15 protein-coding genes and 1 tRNA gene are annotated in these 17042 nt (G+C 50.6%); 7 read left to right on the top strand and 9 right to left on the bottom strand.

Features of this window, described 5'->3' with window-relative positions; all coding sequences use genetic code 11:
- Window positions 1-62: 62 nt before the first annotated feature.
- A complete protein-coding gene (uvrA, locus tag NEV57_RS12440) occupies window positions 63-2921 on the bottom strand; it encodes an excinuclease ABC subunit UvrA (RefSeq protein ID WP_257658648.1) in 2859 nt (952 codons plus the stop codon).
- A 292-nt stretch (window positions 2922-3213) separates the two neighbouring features.
- On the opposite strand from uvrA, the gene NEV57_RS12435 reads away from it, so the two are divergent.
- A complete protein-coding gene (locus NEV57_RS12435; RefSeq protein WP_257658647.1) occupies window positions 3214-4257 on the top strand; it encodes a DUF2157 domain-containing protein in 1044 nt (347 codons plus the stop codon).
- A gap of 65 nt (window positions 4258-4322) precedes the next feature.
- On the opposite strand, the gene NEV57_RS12430 is transcribed toward NEV57_RS12435, so the two are convergent.
- From NEV57_RS12430 to NEV57_RS12415, 4 genes are all read right to left on the bottom strand, one after another.
- Entirely contained in the window at window positions 4323-4853 is a 531-nt protein-coding gene (locus NEV57_RS12430; protein WP_257658646.1) for a YceI family protein, read from the bottom strand.
- Between the two features lie 121 nt (window positions 4854-4974).
- Window positions 4975-5391, bottom strand: a complete 417-nt coding sequence (locus NEV57_RS12425; protein WP_257658645.1) for an OsmC family protein — start codon at window positions 5389-5391, stop codon at window positions 4975-4977.
- A 42-nt stretch (window positions 5392-5433) separates the two neighbouring features.
- Window positions 5434-6600 carry a trans-sulfuration enzyme family protein gene (locus tag NEV57_RS12420; protein WP_257658644.1) on the bottom strand — a complete coding sequence of 389 codons (1167 nt, stop codon included), beginning with the start codon at window positions 6598-6600 and terminating at the stop codon, window positions 5434-5436.
- A 92-nt stretch (window positions 6601-6692) separates the two neighbouring features.
- A complete protein-coding gene (locus NEV57_RS12415; RefSeq protein WP_257658643.1) occupies window positions 6693-8303 on the bottom strand; it encodes a S41 family peptidase in 1611 nt (536 codons plus the stop codon).
- 103 nt (window positions 8304-8406) lie between these two features.
- On the opposite strand from NEV57_RS12415, the gene NEV57_RS12410 reads away from it, so the two are divergent.
- Both NEV57_RS12410 and NEV57_RS12405 read left to right on the top strand, forming a co-directional pair.
- Window positions 8407-8973 (top strand): hypothetical protein, encoded by a 567-nt coding sequence (locus NEV57_RS12410; protein WP_257658642.1) that lies wholly within the window; start codon window positions 8407-8409, stop codon window positions 8971-8973.
- A gap of 85 nt (window positions 8974-9058) precedes the next feature.
- Window positions 9059-9667: a DUF4833 domain-containing protein gene (locus NEV57_RS12405; RefSeq protein WP_257658641.1), complete on the top strand. Its 609-nt coding sequence runs from the start codon at window positions 9059-9061 to the stop codon at window positions 9665-9667.
- Here NEV57_RS12405 and NEV57_RS12400 read toward each other — a convergent pair whose 3' ends face one another.
- From NEV57_RS12400 to NEV57_RS12385, 4 genes are all read right to left on the bottom strand, one after another.
- Window positions 9668-10210 carry an NUDIX hydrolase gene (locus tag NEV57_RS12400; protein WP_257658640.1) on the bottom strand — a complete coding sequence of 181 codons (543 nt, stop codon included), beginning with the start codon at window positions 10208-10210 and terminating at the stop codon, window positions 9668-9670.
- Between the two features lie 2 nt (window positions 10211-10212).
- The gene (locus tag NEV57_RS12395; protein WP_257658639.1) at window positions 10213-11943 is read right to left on the bottom strand and encodes a phospho-sugar mutase; all 1731 of its coding nucleotides are present in this window, start codon (window positions 11941-11943) and stop codon (window positions 10213-10215) included.
- Window positions 11944-12024: 81 nt separating this feature from the next.
- The gene (locus NEV57_RS12390) at window positions 12025-12918 is read right to left on the bottom strand and encodes an SDR family oxidoreductase (protein WP_257658638.1); all 894 of its coding nucleotides are present in this window, start codon (window positions 12916-12918) and stop codon (window positions 12025-12027) included.
- Window positions 12919-12948: 30 nt separating this feature from the next.
- A complete protein-coding gene (locus NEV57_RS12385) occupies window positions 12949-13719 on the bottom strand; it encodes an enoyl-CoA hydratase/isomerase family protein (protein ID WP_257658637.1) in 771 nt (256 codons plus the stop codon).
- Between the two features lie 255 nt (window positions 13720-13974).
- On the opposite strand from NEV57_RS12385, the gene purD reads away from it, so the two are divergent.
- From purD to NEV57_RS15805, 4 genes are all read left to right on the top strand, one after another.
- Window positions 13975-15249 carry a phosphoribosylamine--glycine ligase gene (gene purD, locus NEV57_RS12380; protein WP_257658636.1) on the top strand — a complete coding sequence of 425 codons (1275 nt, stop codon included), beginning with the start codon at window positions 13975-13977 and terminating at the stop codon, window positions 15247-15249.
- A gap of 165 nt (window positions 15250-15414) precedes the next feature.
- A tRNA-Glu gene (locus NEV57_RS12375) sits at window positions 15415-15486 on the top strand.
- Between the two features lie 326 nt (window positions 15487-15812).
- On the top strand, window positions 15813-16724 hold the full coding sequence (locus tag NEV57_RS12370; RefSeq protein ID WP_257658635.1) for an alpha/beta fold hydrolase: 912 nt from the start codon (window positions 15813-15815) through the stop codon (window positions 16722-16724).
- A gap of 122 nt (window positions 16725-16846) precedes the next feature.
- Complete coding sequence (locus tag NEV57_RS15805; protein ID WP_372340076.1) at window positions 16847-16948, top strand: SUMF1/EgtB/PvdO family nonheme iron enzyme; 102 nt, start codon at window positions 16847-16849, stop codon at window positions 16946-16948.
- Window positions 16949-17042: the final 94 nt, after the last annotated feature.

The following is a 17042-nucleotide window of genomic DNA, read 5'->3' as shown; positions in this document are numbered from 1 at the left end:
AAGATAAAAAAACGCAGGGTAATGATAAAATTGCCCATCATAAAAACCGGGCGGGTCCGCGTCTACACTGCGGCTGAAGCGGCCGGCATTTCCACGCGCAGAAACCGTGCCGTTTGGCTTTTTTTATGCTGCAGCAACGCTTCCGGGGTCCCGCTGAACAAAATCTCGCCGCCGCCGGCACCGCCTTCCGGACCGAGGTCGATGACCCAGTCGGCCACTTTGATCACATCCAGGTTGTGTTCAATAACCAGCACCGTATTTCCCCGGTCGACCAATCGGTTCAGCACACCCAGCAATACGTTTACGTCTTCGAAATGCAGCCCTGTGGTGGGTTCATCAAGGATGTAAAATGTTTTTCCGGTGTCTTTTTTCGAGAGCTCGGTGGCCAGCTTTACCCGCTGGGCCTCGCCACCCGACAGCGTAACTGACGACTGGCCAAGGGTGAGGTAGCCCAGTCCTACATCCTGCAGGGTTTTTATTTTCCGGTAGATTGACGGAATGTTTTCGAAAAACGTGACCGCCTCATCGATGCGCATGTCCAGCACATCGCTGATGGATTTGCCACGGTAGCGGACCTCCAGTGTTTCACGGTTATACCGCTTGCCCTGGCAGGTTTCGCAGGGCACCTGCACATCGGGTAGGAAGTTCATTTCGATGACTTTCATTCCGGCTCCCTGGCAGGTTTCGCACCGCCCCCCCTTCACATTGAAGGAAAAACGGCCGGGTTTATACCCCCTGATTTTGGATTCCGGCAGCTGTACAAACAGGGTCCGGATATCGGAGAATACACCTGTGTAAGTAGAGGGATTCGACCGCGGTGTGCGGCCGATCGGACTTTGGTCGATTTCAATCACCTTATCAATATGGGCTAAGCCCTCGATTTTCTTATAAGGCAACGGCTGTTTCTTTGCCCGGAAGAAGTGCTGGTTCAGGATCGGGTAAAGCGTTTCGGTAATCAGGCTCGATTTTCCACTGCCCGATACCCCGGTAACGAGGATAAGTTCTCCAAGCGGGAATGCCGCCGTGACATTCCGGAGGTTATTTCCCGTTGCGCCGACAAGGCGCAGCACTTCCCCGTTTCCGTTGCGGCGTTTTGCCGGTATACGGATTTCTTTCTCGCCGTTTAGGTATGCCGCGGTAAGGGTATGTGCCTGTTTTAATTGCTCCGGGGTACCCTGCGCCACAACCAAGCCCCCGTGCTTCCCGGCAGCCGGCCCCATGTCAATGACGTGGTCGGCATGCAGGATCATGTCTTTATCATGTTCAACCACCAGCACAGAGTTGCCGATATCGCGCAGGTTTTTCAGCGCGTTGATGAGTCGCTCGTTATCACGCTGATGCAATCCGATACTGGGCTCGTCGAGGATGTACAGTACGTTTACCAACTGTGAGCCAATCTGGGTGGCCAGCCGGATGCGCTGTGCCTCGCCGCCCGAAAGGGTTTTGGCGGTGCGGTCGAGCGTCAGGTAGTTGAGGCCTACGTCCAGTAAAAACCCCAGGCGGGTACGGATCTCCTTCAGGATTTCCGTGGCAATTATCCGCTGTCTTTCGTCGAGCCGCTCCTCAACGTCCACAAACCAGTCGGCCAGCGTAGCGATGTCCATGGTAGCCAGCTCGTGGATATTCCTGTCGGCTATCCGGAAATGCAGCGATTCTTTCCTGAGGCGTGCGCCGTCACATACGGGGCATATCGCCCGTGCCCGGAATTCTTCCAGTTGCTGACCGCTGCTGCCCAATCGCTCCTGCTGGTCCTCCAGCATCTTGAACAACCCTTCAAACGTAATCTTATAGTCCTTCGTATTCCAGTTGCTGTAGGTAACCGGCACGGTCAGGGTAGTGTCCAATCCATTAAGCACGATATCCAGTTGCTCCGGCGTCAGTTTTTCAATGGGCGTGGCCAGTGAAAAGTCGAACTGCTTCGCAACCGCTTTTAATACCTGAAAATTCCACGTATCCCGGTATTCGCCCAGCGGGGCCAACCCGCCTTTCATGATGCTTAACTTCGGGTTGGGAATCACCGCGTCACGGTCGATCTCATAGATATAGCCCAGGCCGTCACACCGTTCGCACGCGCCGTAAGGAGAGTTGAAGGAAAACGTATTGGGTTGCGGCTCGTCATAGGAAATGCCCGATTCGGCATCCATCAGGTATCGGCTGTAAAAATACTCCCTGTTTTCCTTATCGCTGATTTTGATAATGCCTTTGGCCATTTTCATGGCCTGCATCACGGACGCGTAGAGGCGCCCCCGGTCCTTTTCGGTAACCATCAGGCGGTCGACAACGGCTTCGATATCGTGTATCTTATAGCGGTCTGCCTGCATTTTTGGCGTGATATCCAGTATTTCACCGTCAACACGCACTTTGACGTAGCCCTGCTTGCGGATCTGTTCGAACAGTTCACGGTAATGTCCCTTCCGGCCTTTCACCAGCGGTGCAAGAATGTTTACCGCCTGCCCTTCGAACTGCCTGATGATGCGGTCAACCACCTGGTCTTCCGACATGCGCTCCATTTTTTTTCCGGAGATATAGGAGTATGCCTCTCCCGCACGCGCAAAAAGCAGCCGCAAAAAGTCATATACCTCGGTAATGGTACCCACAGTAGAACGGGGGTTCTTACTGGTCGTTTTCTGTTCGATGGAGATCACCGGGCTAAGGCCTGATATTTTGTCTACATCGGGACGCTCCATACCGCCTAAAAATTGCCGGCTGTAAGCACTGAAGGTTTCCATATACCGGCGCTGCCCTTCGGCATAAATGGTGTCAAAAGCCAGGGAAGACTTGCCGCTGCCGCTCAATCCCGTGATAACGACGAGCTCGTTGCGGGGAAAACTGACATCAATGTTTCTGAGATTGTGTACACGCGCACCGAATACCTCTACTTCGCTTTGCTCGCCCAGATCGGGCGTGGTTTGCTTTATCATTTAACCCTTCGTCAATAAATTAAGTGGTAAGGCAAATTTAGCTAAAATTGCTTTCAAATGCAAGCTAACGGACGTGCAACAGGCCCCGAAAAATGCCACGAAATAAAGTTGACAGACGCTCGCCAAAGCGCACCTGCCGTTGCCTTTGAAACGGTACGCGCGACCGAAAAAAGCGGGAAAGACATACAGGAAAGCTGGTCCGCGACTTTGCACCCATGTGCGAAAAGGTAATATCGGCCGGAATTCAGGGATAAAAATTATCGTTACCTTCGTACCGGGGAAACAGCCGCCGATGAAAAAACTGGACATCAGTAAGCAGGAAAAAGAAACGCTGGATGCAGCCATTACGCATTGGCGGGAAGAGGGGTTGATTGACGACCGGCTGGCCACGGAACTGGCCGAATCGTACGAAGTAAAGGGATTCGACTGGAAGCGGCTGGCGCAATATGCATTCTGGATTGCGCTGTCCTGTACGGTGCTGGCCTTTTTGTCGCTTTTTGTCGATGAAACGGTACTCCGGTGGATCCGCGGCCTCTACGATACACCCGATACGGTTATCTGTGTTTTCTGCTTTACTCTTGCGGTATTCTTTTATTCCTGGGGATTCCGGCATAAAGCACGCCATCCCGACCGATCGTTTACTAATGAGGCCATCATGGCGCTCGGGGTGTTTGCTACCGCGGCATTCATCGGTTACCTGGGCAAAATTATCGACCGCGGATCGGGTCATTTCTCGCTATTGTTCCTGGCGTCGGTAGTCATTTATGGTCTACTGTCGATTAAGCTCGCTTCGCGGCTGATCTGGGTATTTACGCTCGTCTGCTTCGGGGTTTGGTTTGCCACGGAAACAGCTTATCACAGCGATTGGGGTTTCCGGTTCTGGGGCATGAATTACCCCCTGCGGTTCACGTTGTTTGGGGCGCTGCTCACGGGATTTGCCCTGAGCTGGCAGAAACGCATCAAGCCGCTGCAGCCCTTTCAGCCGCTCACCTATATTATCGGGCTTACCTACCTGATGGTGGCGCTGTGGCTGCTGTCCATTTTTGGCAATTACAGCGATATGGACAAATGGAGCGCCGTACGGCAATGGCGCATTTTCTACTGGGGGCTGCTATCCACCGCCATCGCGTTGGGGCTCGCCTGGTATGGGTTAAAACGGAAAGATCACGTTGCCCGTGAGTTCGGGATTGTCTTTTTGGTCATCAACCTCTATACCCGTTTTTTCGAGTACCTCTGGGATAACATCAACCGGGCGGTATTTTTCCTGATACTGGCCGCTTCTTTTTGGTTTATTGGCCGGTGGGCCGAGCGGATCTGGCGGGGTAAAACCTCATAGGCAGGCAGGCATCACGCCGGCTCCGCCCATGAGATCTGAACTGGTATGTGCCCCCGCAATGGTTACTATTGCTTTACGAATTGCACGTTGGCATGGATTTTTACATCGTCACTGACAACGACCGCTCCGGCTTCGGTAACGGCACTCCAGGTAAGGCCGAAGGCTTTACGGCTTATTTTGCCGGTTACTTCGAATCCGGCCTTAAAGTTTCCGTAAGGGTCAGTTACCGTACCTCCGAATTCCACGTTCAGTTTCACCGGCTGGGTTACGCCCCGGATGGTGAGGTCGCCGTTTAACACAAACTCATCGTCCGATTTCTTCTCCAGGGAGGTAGAGTTAAACGTAATGGCGGGGTGATTTCCGGCATCAAAAAAATCGGCCGATTTCAAGTGCCCGTCACGATCGGCCTGATTCGTGTCGATACTTGTCGTATCGGCCGAAAAAGCTACTTTTGCCTTACTGAAATCCAGGTCGTCGGCCGTTTCTACGGTGCCATCAAAGGAGCGGAAATACCCGGTTACGGTAGTGATAACCAAGTGTTTTACTTTAAAACTCACTTCAGAGTGCGTGGGGTCTAATTTCCAAATTGTTGCCATGGTTTTGTTTTTTTGTTAATGATACAAAAGTAGCGGTCCAAGTGCAGCTGCACATTGAACTAAGTTAAGAATTGAAAATAGCAGTCTTCAGCCAACATAACACCGGCTGTCCGGTGTTTGTTTAGTCTATTTGCACCGAATAGGTAATATCGACTCCGCCGGCGGCAAGCATATCATGAACCGAGCAATATTTCTTTACTGCAAGTTCTGCCGCTTTCGCCGCCTTATCGGGGTCAATCGGGCCCGACAGTTTAAAGGAAATATGGATGGCCGTGAATATGTGGGGAATTTCCTCGCGGCGCGTGCCCTCTACGGCTATTTGAAGGTCGTCCAGCTGCTGGCGCTGTTTCTTCAGGATACTGACAAAGTCCAGTGCGCTGCACGAACCCAACGCCATCAGCACCAACTCCATCGGCCGCACACCAAGTCCTTCGCCACCAATTTCCGGTGATCCGTCAATGTGTATTTTTACGTCCGCTGTTTCGCTGTTGCCGACAAAATGTACGGCATCATTCGCCCGTTGCAATGCTATTTTCATATCGCTTGTTTAAGTATGTTAAAAAAACGTTGACCTTCCTGTTTAACTGTTTGCCAGTGCCTGTTCGATATCGGCTATAATATCTGCCGAATCTTCCAGCCCTACAGACACCCGGATGCTTCCCGGCTTAATACCCAGCTGTATCCGTTCTGCTTCCGACAATTTGGAATGCGTGGTAGATGCGGGGTGTGTGGCAATGGTACGGGAATCCCCCAGGTTAGACGTAAAAAGAATGACGTTCAGCGCATCCAAAAAACGTTTTGCGCGTTCGAACCCGCCTTTAACAACAAAAGTGACGATGCCGCCGCCGGCTTTCATCTGCCGACGGGCCAGTTCGTATTGCGGGTGCGACGGCAAAAAGGGGTACCGCACTTCTTCCACATCGGTGTGTGCCTCAAGTGCCTGGGCAACCTGGAGGGCATTGCTGCAATGACGGTCCATGCGAACCCCCAGGGTTTCTATGCTTTTGGAAATAACCCAGGCGTTAAATGGCGATAATGCCGGCCCGGTATTCCGGATAAAAAACATCAGCTCATCAATCAGTTCCTTCCTGCCCACCACGATTCCGCCCAATACGCGGCCCTGTCCGTCCATGTATTTGGTCGCCGAATGGCTTACCAGATCAAATCCATAGGGTATCGGCTTTTGCAGGTAGGGGGTGGCAAAACAATTGTCTACATTGAGGATTATATGCGGGTATTTCTCCTTGAATTTACCCAGCCATTCCAGGTCAACGAGTTCCAGCCCCGGGTTTGAGGGGGTTTCCAGAAAAATCATCCGGGTGTTGGGCTGGATTGCCTTTTCCCAATCTTCGGGTTTTCCGGCATCCACATAGGTAGTGGTAATGCCCCAGCGGGGAAACAATTTGGTGAACAGCTGATGGGTAGAGCCAAATACGGCCCGACAGGCCACAATATGGTCGCCGCTCTTCAGCAGCGCGGCAAAAGAGGCAAATACGGCCGCCATACCCGAAGAAAACGCCAGTCCGGCTTCGGCTCCCTCCATATTGCACACCTTATTGATTAATTCAGTGGTGTTTGGATTGGAGTACCGGGAATAGACATTTCCGGATTCTTCTTCGGCGAATATGGCACGGCCCTGCTCGGCGTTATCAAATATAAAGCTGGAGGTAAGATATAAAGGAACGGAATGTTCACGATATTGAGAACGATCGGCCTGTTCTCGAATGGCTTTCGTTTGTTCGTTCATTGTCGAATTTCAGTGACGCAAACTTAACCATTGTTGAAAAAAAATGCAAATCCACGGGATTGTCGCTGCGGGGTACAGCGGTCGTGCAATCATCACTCCCCAGACAGTGCATTTATGGCAATGGCCAGCGTTTCATCCGAGCGGTTCCGCACCCGGAAAAAGGCCTCGCTTCCGAAATAGAAACGGCCCAAAAGCGCCTCCATATCCGTACATATCCGTGGCTTGCCCGCACGTGCCTCATGCGCGGAATAGGTAATTCCACGGGTTTTGACGTAGGTCAAAAAGTCGCTATACGCCCAATCGGGCAGGTTATACTTTTCCAGAAAATTTTCGACCGAATAAGCCGGCACCGATTTGGCGAGATAGCCGTAGACATACTCCTCAATGAGGTTGCCCCGCCGGATCCGCTTGTACCAGGCGCTGGTATCCAGCCCGTTGACAGGTGTCCATACGTCGGGTGCTATTCCGCCGCCGGTTAGCACCGGCCGGTTGGCCCGTTGGGGATGGCGGCTCTGGGGTTCCTGCCACCCCGACGACTCTGACTGTTCCGTCCCTACAACGGTGGCTGTTTCCAGTGTAGGCGATTTAAGAATCGCGTGATTTTTGGGGTATGTTTTCTGAATGCACCTTCCCGAAGGTGTGTAATACCGGGCGACGGTCAGGTTGAGCGCCGAGCCATCGCCAAAACCAAACTGTTCCTGTACCAATCCCTTGCCAAATGACCGGCGTCCGACAATGATGCCCCGCTCCAGGTCCTGCACGGCCCCCGCAACGATTTCGCTGGCGGAAGCCGACTGTTCGTCAATGAGTACGGCCAAGGCGCCCGTACCGAATAAGCCATCGGCAGTGGAATAATAATCCGTACGCGGCTCATGGGCCCCCTCGGTATAGACGAGGAGCTCCTTGTCGTTAAAAAACTGGCTGGCCAGTGCGGTCGCCGCATCAAAATAGCCGCCGCCATTTTCGCGGAGATCCACAATTAGCCGCTTTGCACCGGCTTTTTTCAACTGTGCCAATGCCTGCGTAAAATCTTCGGCCGTTTTAGCCCCGAAGCGGCTGATCTTAATGTAGGCCATTGCACTATCAATAATATATGCTGCATCGACACTACTTACCTCTACCCGTTTGCGCGTGATATTGATGGGCTGCGGCAGGGCTTGGCCGTTACGGCTGACCAAGATCGTTACCGGCGTTCCCAGGCGTCCCCGTATTTTTTCGTCGATTGCCTTTTCCGTGATGTTAACACCCGCAATGGTATCGCCATTAATGGCGATCAGCCGGTCCCCAACCCGTAATCCGGCCTGTTGTGCCGGGCCGCCGGCAATCAGCCCCACGGTAATGAGTGTGTCGTTTACCTTGTAATATTCGATGCCTATGCCTTCAAAGCTCCCCTCAAGCGCCTGCCGCTGCCGGAGGGCAGCCTGCGGATACAGGTATTCGGAATAAGGGTCCAGCTGGGCAACGATCTCTCCGATGGCCAGGTCCTGCAGGCGGCTGACCTCCACACTGTCCACATAATTTGATTCGATCAGGTCAATCATCCGCTGTACCTTGCCCGTATGACCCAGACCCAACGGCAACAGGGTACTTGTGCCGGACTGGCGGTTGTCATCGGCATAGTTCTGCCCGAGCAATAAGCCAAGTAACAGCACGGCCCCATAGGTGGCGGCAACAAATAAGTTTCTTTTAGTATCTTTTTGCATCGCAGATTACACATGCTAAATTACAGAGATTATTATATAATCAAACGCAACCACGATTTATAAAGCGACATTTTTTCGCCATTTTTGTAAAAAGGCAACACGCATGCACGAAATTGAACCATACTACCGCTGGAGAGACGATTATGTCGCGGCCGAAGACGAGTTGTCCCCCTTTTATGGTACGGAATACAGCGAATTCGAGTTCGACAAGCAGATATATAACTTCCTGCTCCATCCCCAGTGGGATAGCTTTGGGTCGAACACCCTGTACCTGAAAGTCCTGTTTGCCGATTATAGCCGTAACTACGCCATCATCGAATTTATTGGCGAGTGGAACGATGCCATTTACAACGATATAATGCTGCTCAAGCGCGAAGTCATTGATATCATGGTAGACGCCGGAATCACCAAGTTTATCATTATTGGAGAGAATGTGCTCAATTTCCACGCGTCAGACGACTGCTATTATGAGGAATGGTTTCAGGAGATTGAGGATGGCTGGATTGCCGGAATTAACTTCCGACAGCACGTTATTGATGAGTTTAAGGCAAATAACATCGACTATTTTATCAATTTCGATGGTGATCTTAATGATTTTAATTGGCGTAACCTGAAGCCGCTGCAGGTGTTCAAAGCGGTAGAAGCGCCGCTTTTGAGGCGACTTAATTAAGCGGATACCGGCTTCGCCACCGACCGGTAAGCTGGTCGTAAAACCGGCAGATTATTTGCTATCTTTGAAGAAAAGGAGTGTACTTATGCAAGTTATGCCATGTAATTTTCCGACGGACTTCAGTGATCATTTCAGGTACATTTGCATCGGGGGACATATCGGTTCCGTTCTTCTTTTTTCTGCCCTGGGGGTTTCTGCCCAGGAAAATCAGTTCGAAAGGCAGGTGGTGGTGGAATCGCTGCCGGTGCCCGATGAGCCGAAACAGCTCTTTTACCTGCAACGGGATCCGGATGAAAATACGGTGGTGTATCAGCTTAACGCGATAAACGGTACCGTGGACGCCTCAGCCCCGGTAAATGTATACTGGATACGGTATGCCGAAGGTGGCGAACAGAAAAAACTGAACTTTATCCAGCGGACCATGGCCTACGGCATCAGCCATAAACAACTGGAAAACGGCGACTTCAAACTGCATTTGGCTGCATATAAGTCGCTTCCGCTGTGGCTCACCTACCGGGAAGAACATAAAAAATATGTGGTACTGGCCGAAATTAATGGCCGGGATGCTATCCTTGATCGTATTTTCGTACGAATCAATGGGGGCAGTGCCCTTGATCCCGATATCGCCTACTTTGAGCTCAGCGGGCGCGACCTAAAGACCGACGCCCCGGTAAGACAACGGATCAAGCCGTAATCACCGCATCAGCCCCAGTCGCAACAGTCCATAAAATAACGCAGCAGTATGCAGTGCCTGCCCGAACCGGTTTTCCTGCAGCAGCTGCTTTACTTCTTCGGGAGAGGCCAATACCACGTCAATCTCTTCCTGATCGTCAAGTGCCTGTTCCTGTACTTTCACCCCGCCGGTGAGCAGGTAGGAAGTAGTTTTGTTGGTGCTGGTCGCCGGATTCGGGAATAAATCGGACAGCGGTTCGATGTGCGCAAACCGATAGCCGGTTTCTTCCAGCATTTCCCTGACGGCCGCATTCGGTGCATCTTCTCCCGGATCAATTACACCGCCCGGTATTTCAAGCACTTCCTGCTGCACACCGTGTCGGTACTGCTTTATCAGGATAAACTGGTTATCAGCGGTCAGCGCCACCATGTTAACCCAGTTGGGGTATTCCAATACGTAGTATTCCGGCACGATATGCCCGTTGGGCATTTGGCAACGGTCTTTACGGAGCACCGCCCAGGGTGCCCGCACCAGGTATTCGGAGGATAACGTTTTCCAATGCATTGTCAGGCTATTGCGCTCATGATACGGGTTAGTTTTTCGTCCAGCTGTCGATTGATTTCATCAAACGCCTCCCTGCTGGGCAGCGGCTGTTTTACGCTGCAATAAAATTTGATCTTGGGTTCGGTTCCGGATGGCCGCGCCGATATCACGTCACCATCTACCGTAATGAACTGCAGAACATCTGATTTTGGCAGGTTGATAACGGTCTTTTCACCGGTCTTCAAATGATGGGTTTCGCTATGCAGATAGTCCTTAACCTGGGCTACTTCCACACCTCCGAGCTCTGCTGGCGGATTGGCGCGCAGCCCTGCCATCATTGCATTGATCTCATCAGCGCCGGCCTTTCCTGTTTTGGTAAGTGAAATGAGTTTTTCCTTATAGCAGCCGTGTTGGAGGTAAAGGTCGATCAGTGCATCATGAAGCGTTTTTCCCAGACCTTTGTAGTATGCGGCCATCTCAGCAATGAATACCGCGGAGACCACCGCATCTTTATCGCGCACCAAGTCCCCGACGAGGTATCCATAGCTTTCTTCACCCCCGACAAGGAAGCGCCCCTGTTGGCCTTTTTTGGTCATTAATTCGCCAATATACTTAAAGCCGGTCAGCGTGTCGTAATACGTTACCTGATAGGCATTGGCAATCTCCGCGATCAGGTTTGTGGTGACAATGGTTTTAACAATATAATCTGTCGGGCGTAAATCGCCGCGCTCTTTTTTGGCGGAAAGTACGTAATCCACCAGCAGGCTGCCGATCTGGTTGCCGTTTAGCAGGCTATACGTCCCATCGCCATCCTTTGCGGCAACCCCCACTCGGTCGGCATCCGGATCGGTTGCGAAGATCACGTCCGCCTGGATACGCTCTCCTTCTTTTAGTGCGAGCGACATCGCTTCTTCCTCCTCGGGATTAGGGTAAACAACGGTCGGAAAATTCCCGTCGGGCTGTGCCTGGGCCGCTACCGTTTGTGCATTGGAAAAACCCCATTGCTGCAGTGCCTTCGGCACCAAAGTAATACCCGTGCCATGTATAGGCGAGAACACGATTTTCAGGTCGTGCTGCCGGGCAACGGCTGCCGGACGCAGGGTCAGCCCTGCAATTGCCCGGAGGTAAACTTCATCCACGGCCTCATCGAGCAGCGTGATGTTTTCAGGCTTGGGGCCAAACCGGATCTGACTGGGATCGGTAATGGCATAAACCGCACTGATCACCTGCTTATCGTGGGGTGGAACGAGCTGTCCTCCGTCATTCCAGTAGGCTTTGTAGCCATTGTATTCTTTGGGGTTATGGGATGCCGTAAGCATGACACCCGCCTGGCACTTCAGGTGCCTGACGGCAAAAGATAGGAGGGGTGTCGGCCGTAATTCATTAAACAAGAAGACGCGCATACCATTGGCGGAAAACACATCCGCCACCAACTGTGCGAATTCGCGGGAGTTATTCCGGCTGTCGTAAGAGACGGCCACCTGGATTAGTTCGCCCGGATAGGTGTCCAGCAGGTAATTACTTAAGCCCTGGGTGGCCCTTCCGATGGTGTATTTGTTCATCCGGTTTGTACCAACGCCCATAATGCCGCGCAGTCCACCGGTTCCAAATTCAAGGTCTTTATAAAACGCATCGGTAAGTCCTACTGCGTCCTTGCTGTCAACTAATTGCTGTACAGCCTGAATAGTTTCTTCATCATAGGGTGCCTGCAGCCAACGGGCAGCGCGTTCCCGGACATTGGGGTCTAATTGCATTTGAACTTATTTTTCTTTATTGTGGGATCAAAAATAAACTATTAATCGAGTATTGCAACGCTTAATTGGCGCCTGCCGTATTCAGCTTCCTTTGGCTGATCGGGTCTGTTGCTCCAGTGCGTCCCATAAGGTATCGGGGATAGCCGCCAGCCGGTTAAATTGCCCCGCGCCCTGCAGCCACTCGCCGCCATCAATGGTAATGGTTTCCCCATTGATGTATCCGGCAAAATCAGAAAGTAAAAATGCTGCCAGGTTGGCCAGTTCCTGATGGTCGCCCACCCGTTTCAGCGGGACATAATCCTTGAAATCAAATTGCTGTGCCAGGTCGCCCGGCAGCAAGCGCTCCCAGGCCCCTTTGGTCGGAAACGGGCCGGGGGCAATGGCGTTGCTGCGGATTCCATATTTCCCCCATTCGGCTGCCAGCGAGCGGGTAAGCGCCAGTACCCCGCCCTTGGCCGCTGCGGAAGGTGTTACATACCCCGAGCCGGTGAATGCATAGGTGGTGATCATGTTGAGGATACTGGCTGGCTGCCGTTCGGCAATCCAGTGTTTTCCAAACGCCAGTGTACAATTGGCTGTGCCCTTCAGTACAATATCGATCACCGTGGAAAATGCATTCGCCGAAAGGCGCTCGGTTGGGGCAATGAAGTTGCCGGCGGCATTGTTAACCAGGGCGTCTACCCGCCCAAACGTTTGCAGTGAGCGGGATAAGAGGTGCTCGACCTGCGTAATGTCGCGCACATCGCATGCAATCGGCAATACTTGGCCACCTGTTTCTGCAGCCATTTCCGCTGCGGCAGTCTCCAGTACGGCTATTTTGCGGCTTGCGATCACCACCCGGGCGCCCAATTGAAGAAAATAGGTAGACATGGCCCTTCCCAGTCCTGTCCCTCCACCGGTTACCACAATGGTTTTGTCCTGAAGTGCGCCCTCACGAAGCGCGCCCGGTACGGTTTTGTTGCTCTGTTTATCCATAACTTGCTATTTCATCCCTGGCAATAGTCATCACTTCGACCCGCTATTTTTCAGGTTATCAATAATGGTCTTAAGTATGGCACGGGTAGCGGGCGACCACCACTGTTTCAATACAGCGGCTATTGACTGTTCCTGGCTGGTGTCCAAGTGGGCGATCAGTGCTTTACGCATATTAATTTTGCTCTGCCGCCAGGTGTGCCGCTCGTACTGCATGTATTTTTTTAGCTGTCGCTCGGCGGCCGTCCGGATGCTTTTTTCGTCTACCACCTCATCCACCAGTCCGCATTGATACGCGTCGGCCGGTTTTAGCAATTTTCCCTCCAGCAGGTAACGGTAGGCGGTTGCCTGGCCCAGCCAAAAACTGTACAGCTGAAAAATGCTGTCGGGCACAACAATACCTACGGGCACTTCATTGAGACCGATGATGTATTCGCCTCCCGCCATTACACGGTAATCGCAACAAAGTGCCAGTACGCACCCGCCGGCCGGACTATGCCCATTAATCGCCGCTACCGCAGGTTTTTGGAATGCGGTGAACATGCGGATAAGGGCCATAAAAGCGTACCAAAAGTGCTGCACCTCCTTCTCGTTATATTCATACAGCGCAATGAGATCCAGGCCTGCACTGAAAAAACCCGGCTTTCCATGAAGAATCATCCCCTCTACCGCGGGGTTGTTCTGTACTTCAACGATCGACTGGTGCAGCTCATCAAGCATCTGCTGGTTGATGGCATTTGACTTACCGCGATCCAGAACAAGGTGCGCAACGTGATCGTCGATAGTTACTTTAATAAAATCCATACGTTATTAACAGTAAAATAAATGGGTAACCTGGGGTAGTCGTTTATGCCGATCCCCATGCCAAAGCGGGCAAATACCCATTCAGCTACGGTATAAAACTCAAAATAAGAAAAACACAGACCCTATGACTTTCGTTTGTGCTATGTAGGGTAAATATAGGGAATAACTTGAATTTAAGAAGCAGAAAGCCCGGGTTCATCGACTCTTTTTTCGGATCCCGGTGCTCCGTTTAACTAAAAAAAATATCTTTGCAGCATGAATATCCTAATTATTGGTTCAGGCGGACGGGAAAGCGCCTTTGCCTGGAAAATAGCCCAAAGTAAGCAGGTGTCGGAACTTTACATCGCACCGGGCAATGCGGGTACAGGGCAATACGGCCATAATGTGCCGATCAAAGCCACCGATTTTGATGGCCTTGCCAACCTGGTACTGACAAAAGACATTCAGTTGGTGTTGGTGGGACCTGAAGAACCGCTTGTCAATGGTATACACGACTTCTTCCTGAACCATCCTGAGTTAAAGCATATCCCTGTGATCGGGCCGCAAAAAGCAGGAGCACAGCTGGAAGGCAGCAAGGATTTTGCCAAACAATTTATGCAGCGGCACGGTGTCCCAACCGCCAATTCCCGGTCGTTCGACAAAGATACCCTGACAGCAGGGTTGGCTTACCTGGAGACGCAGAAACTGCCCATCGTACTTAAAGCGGATGGACTCGCTGCGGGAAAGGGCGTGCTGATCTGCACAACATTGGACGAAGCGAAGGCTGAGTTACAGGCCATGCTGCTCGATGCCAAGTTTGGCCAGGCCAGCAGTACAGTGGTTATTGAAGAGTTTCTGACGGGTATCGAATTATCGGTATTTGTACTCACCGATGGCGAAGGATATAAGCTGCTGCCTTCGGCTAAAGACTATAAGCGCATTGGGGAAGGGGATACGGGACTGAACACTGGCGGCATGGGGTCGGTTTCGCCGGTTCCTTTTGCCGACGAGGAATTCATGGACAAAGTTGAGACACGTATCGTAATCCCTACGATTGAAGGACTCAAGAAGGATGGAATCCCGTACAAGGGTTTTATTTTTATCGGACTGATGAATAGGGGGGGCGAACCCTATGTCATTGAATATAATGTACGCATGGGTGACCCGGAAACCCAAAGCGTATTGCCGCGTATTGAAAGCGATCTGGTGGATTTATTACGTGGCGTGGCGGAAGGGAACCTGACCGAGCGTTCATTTACCCTTTCCCCCAAAACCGCTGCCTCTGTGGTGCTGGTTTCCGGCGGGTACCCGGGCGATTACGAATCGGGCAAGGCCATCAGTAATATCGAAAACGTAAAGGAATCCATCGTCTTTCACGCCGGGACCCAGGAAGAAAATGGTGTGGTAAAAAGTGCCGGGGGGCGCGTTCTGGCGGTTACCGCGCTGGGCGACTCCATTTTTGATGCGCTGCAGCAATCGACTGCTGATGCGGGCCGGATTTACTTTGAAGGAAAATACTTCCGTCGGGACATTGGTTTCGATTTATTGTAAATTATTCTTTTTTGAGTAAACACACCTTGGTAAGTAAGTGAAATACTTCTATATTTGCACGCCAAGAGTTATTAATNGATTTATTGTAAATTATTCTTTTTTGAGTAAACACACCTTGGTAAGTAAGTGAAATACTTCTATATTTGCACGCCAAGAGTTATTAATGGCCCGTTCGTCTAGGGGTTAGGACGCAAGATTTTCATTCTTGAAACAGGGGTTCGATTCCCCTACGGGCTACTAGACAGGAAAAGTTGGTTTAAAGCGATACCGCTGGACACCAACTTTTTCTCGTTTGGGGTGTCGCCTCAATTAGCGGTTTTGTTTCCTCCCATAATGCTTCTTTTTCTCACGAACTCCTGAACCTTTCCTTATGTCATCACTCCATTAACTGACTCTACCCATCGTCCAAATTTACGCATAGCACACTTAAAAGTTACCACGGTTTTCATAACCATTATTTTAATTTGAGCATAATCCTCCGGCTTCCCTGTCTTATTTGAATCAAGAAGGTTCAATTAAGGGACTTGTTATGTAAGTTTGGAGATCACTAAAAAACACGTTTCATGAACAGTATACAGTCTTCAATTGTTTTATTACTCATCTGCATTGGAATGAATGTTCAAGGCCAATCAAAGATGAATGATTATCTGACGACCGACGATGGCACAAAATTATTCGTTAAAAAAACTGGCACGGGGCCAATCTGTATTTTTATTCACGGAGGCCCGGGAGCCTGGAGTAAATCTTTTGAAGGGTTAAAGGGGGGTAATTTGGAAACGAATCTGTCGATGGTATATTATGATCAAAGAGGATGTGGTCGCTCACAGAAATCGGCAAGCGGTGATTATTCGCTGGAAAGAATGGTTAAGGATATTGATTTAATTCGCAAGCACTATGGTGCTACAAAAGTGTATTTGATGGCTCACTCTTTTGGAGGTATTCTGGCTTTAAATTATGCGCTAAGTCATCCTGACCAGGTTGAGGGATTGATCCTGGCGAATTCAACGCTCAACATGCGCAATTCCATAACAGGTCAGATTAATTATATAAATAGTCTTTTGAAAACGGATTTTGCTGTGCCTGACAGCACACCTGCTTCATTAATATCAACATTTCTTGAAGCGAAGAAAGCACTATCTCAAAAGGGTTTCGGCTATAAAATGCTTTCAGATAGTAAAACGAATGTTGACCGGGTTGACGAAATTGACGGCCAGAATCCCAGTGATTATGATTTTGCCAAGCATGTTTTTTCGATAGATGAATACTGGCAAGATTATACGCCGATGACCACACGTGTCAAGTTACCGGTTTTGATAATCACCGGTGAGCAGGATCATGCCATTGGAGAAAATCATTATTCATTGTTTCATTTTATGAACGGAAATGTCCGGAAAATTAACGGCGGGCACATACTTTATTATGAAAAGAACAAGGAGTTTATCCGTTCAGTTTTTGATTTCATAAATGGAGTTTAATAGGGAGACCCAGCTGAGTCTTTTGCGTGAAATAACTCCTTGGAGTTTAAATCTCGATTCAGGTTTGTGTTCTAATCTGACTTCTCAATCAGAAGCAATAAAAATATCGGGGGCTTTATGATATGCTTGGTAATGTATGGGAATGGTGTTCGGACATTTATGACGAAGCGGTCTATGGTTCATACCGAATTTTCAGAGGTGGTGGCGGGTCTGATGAAGAATGAAGTGTTATGGCAACAACTCGAAGAAGAAGCCATCCTTTAAAATTTAAATTGACGACCCTGGGTTTAGAATTGCACGAAATAAGAAAGAATAAGA

This window comes from Parapedobacter lycopersici (genome assembly GCF_024643285.1).
GTDB classification, from domain to species: Bacteria; Bacteroidota; Bacteroidia; order Sphingobacteriales; family Sphingobacteriaceae; genus Parapedobacter; species Parapedobacter lycopersici.
Note: the sequence above shows the minus strand (reverse complement) of the source record. Positions and strands in the feature narration are given on the sequence as shown.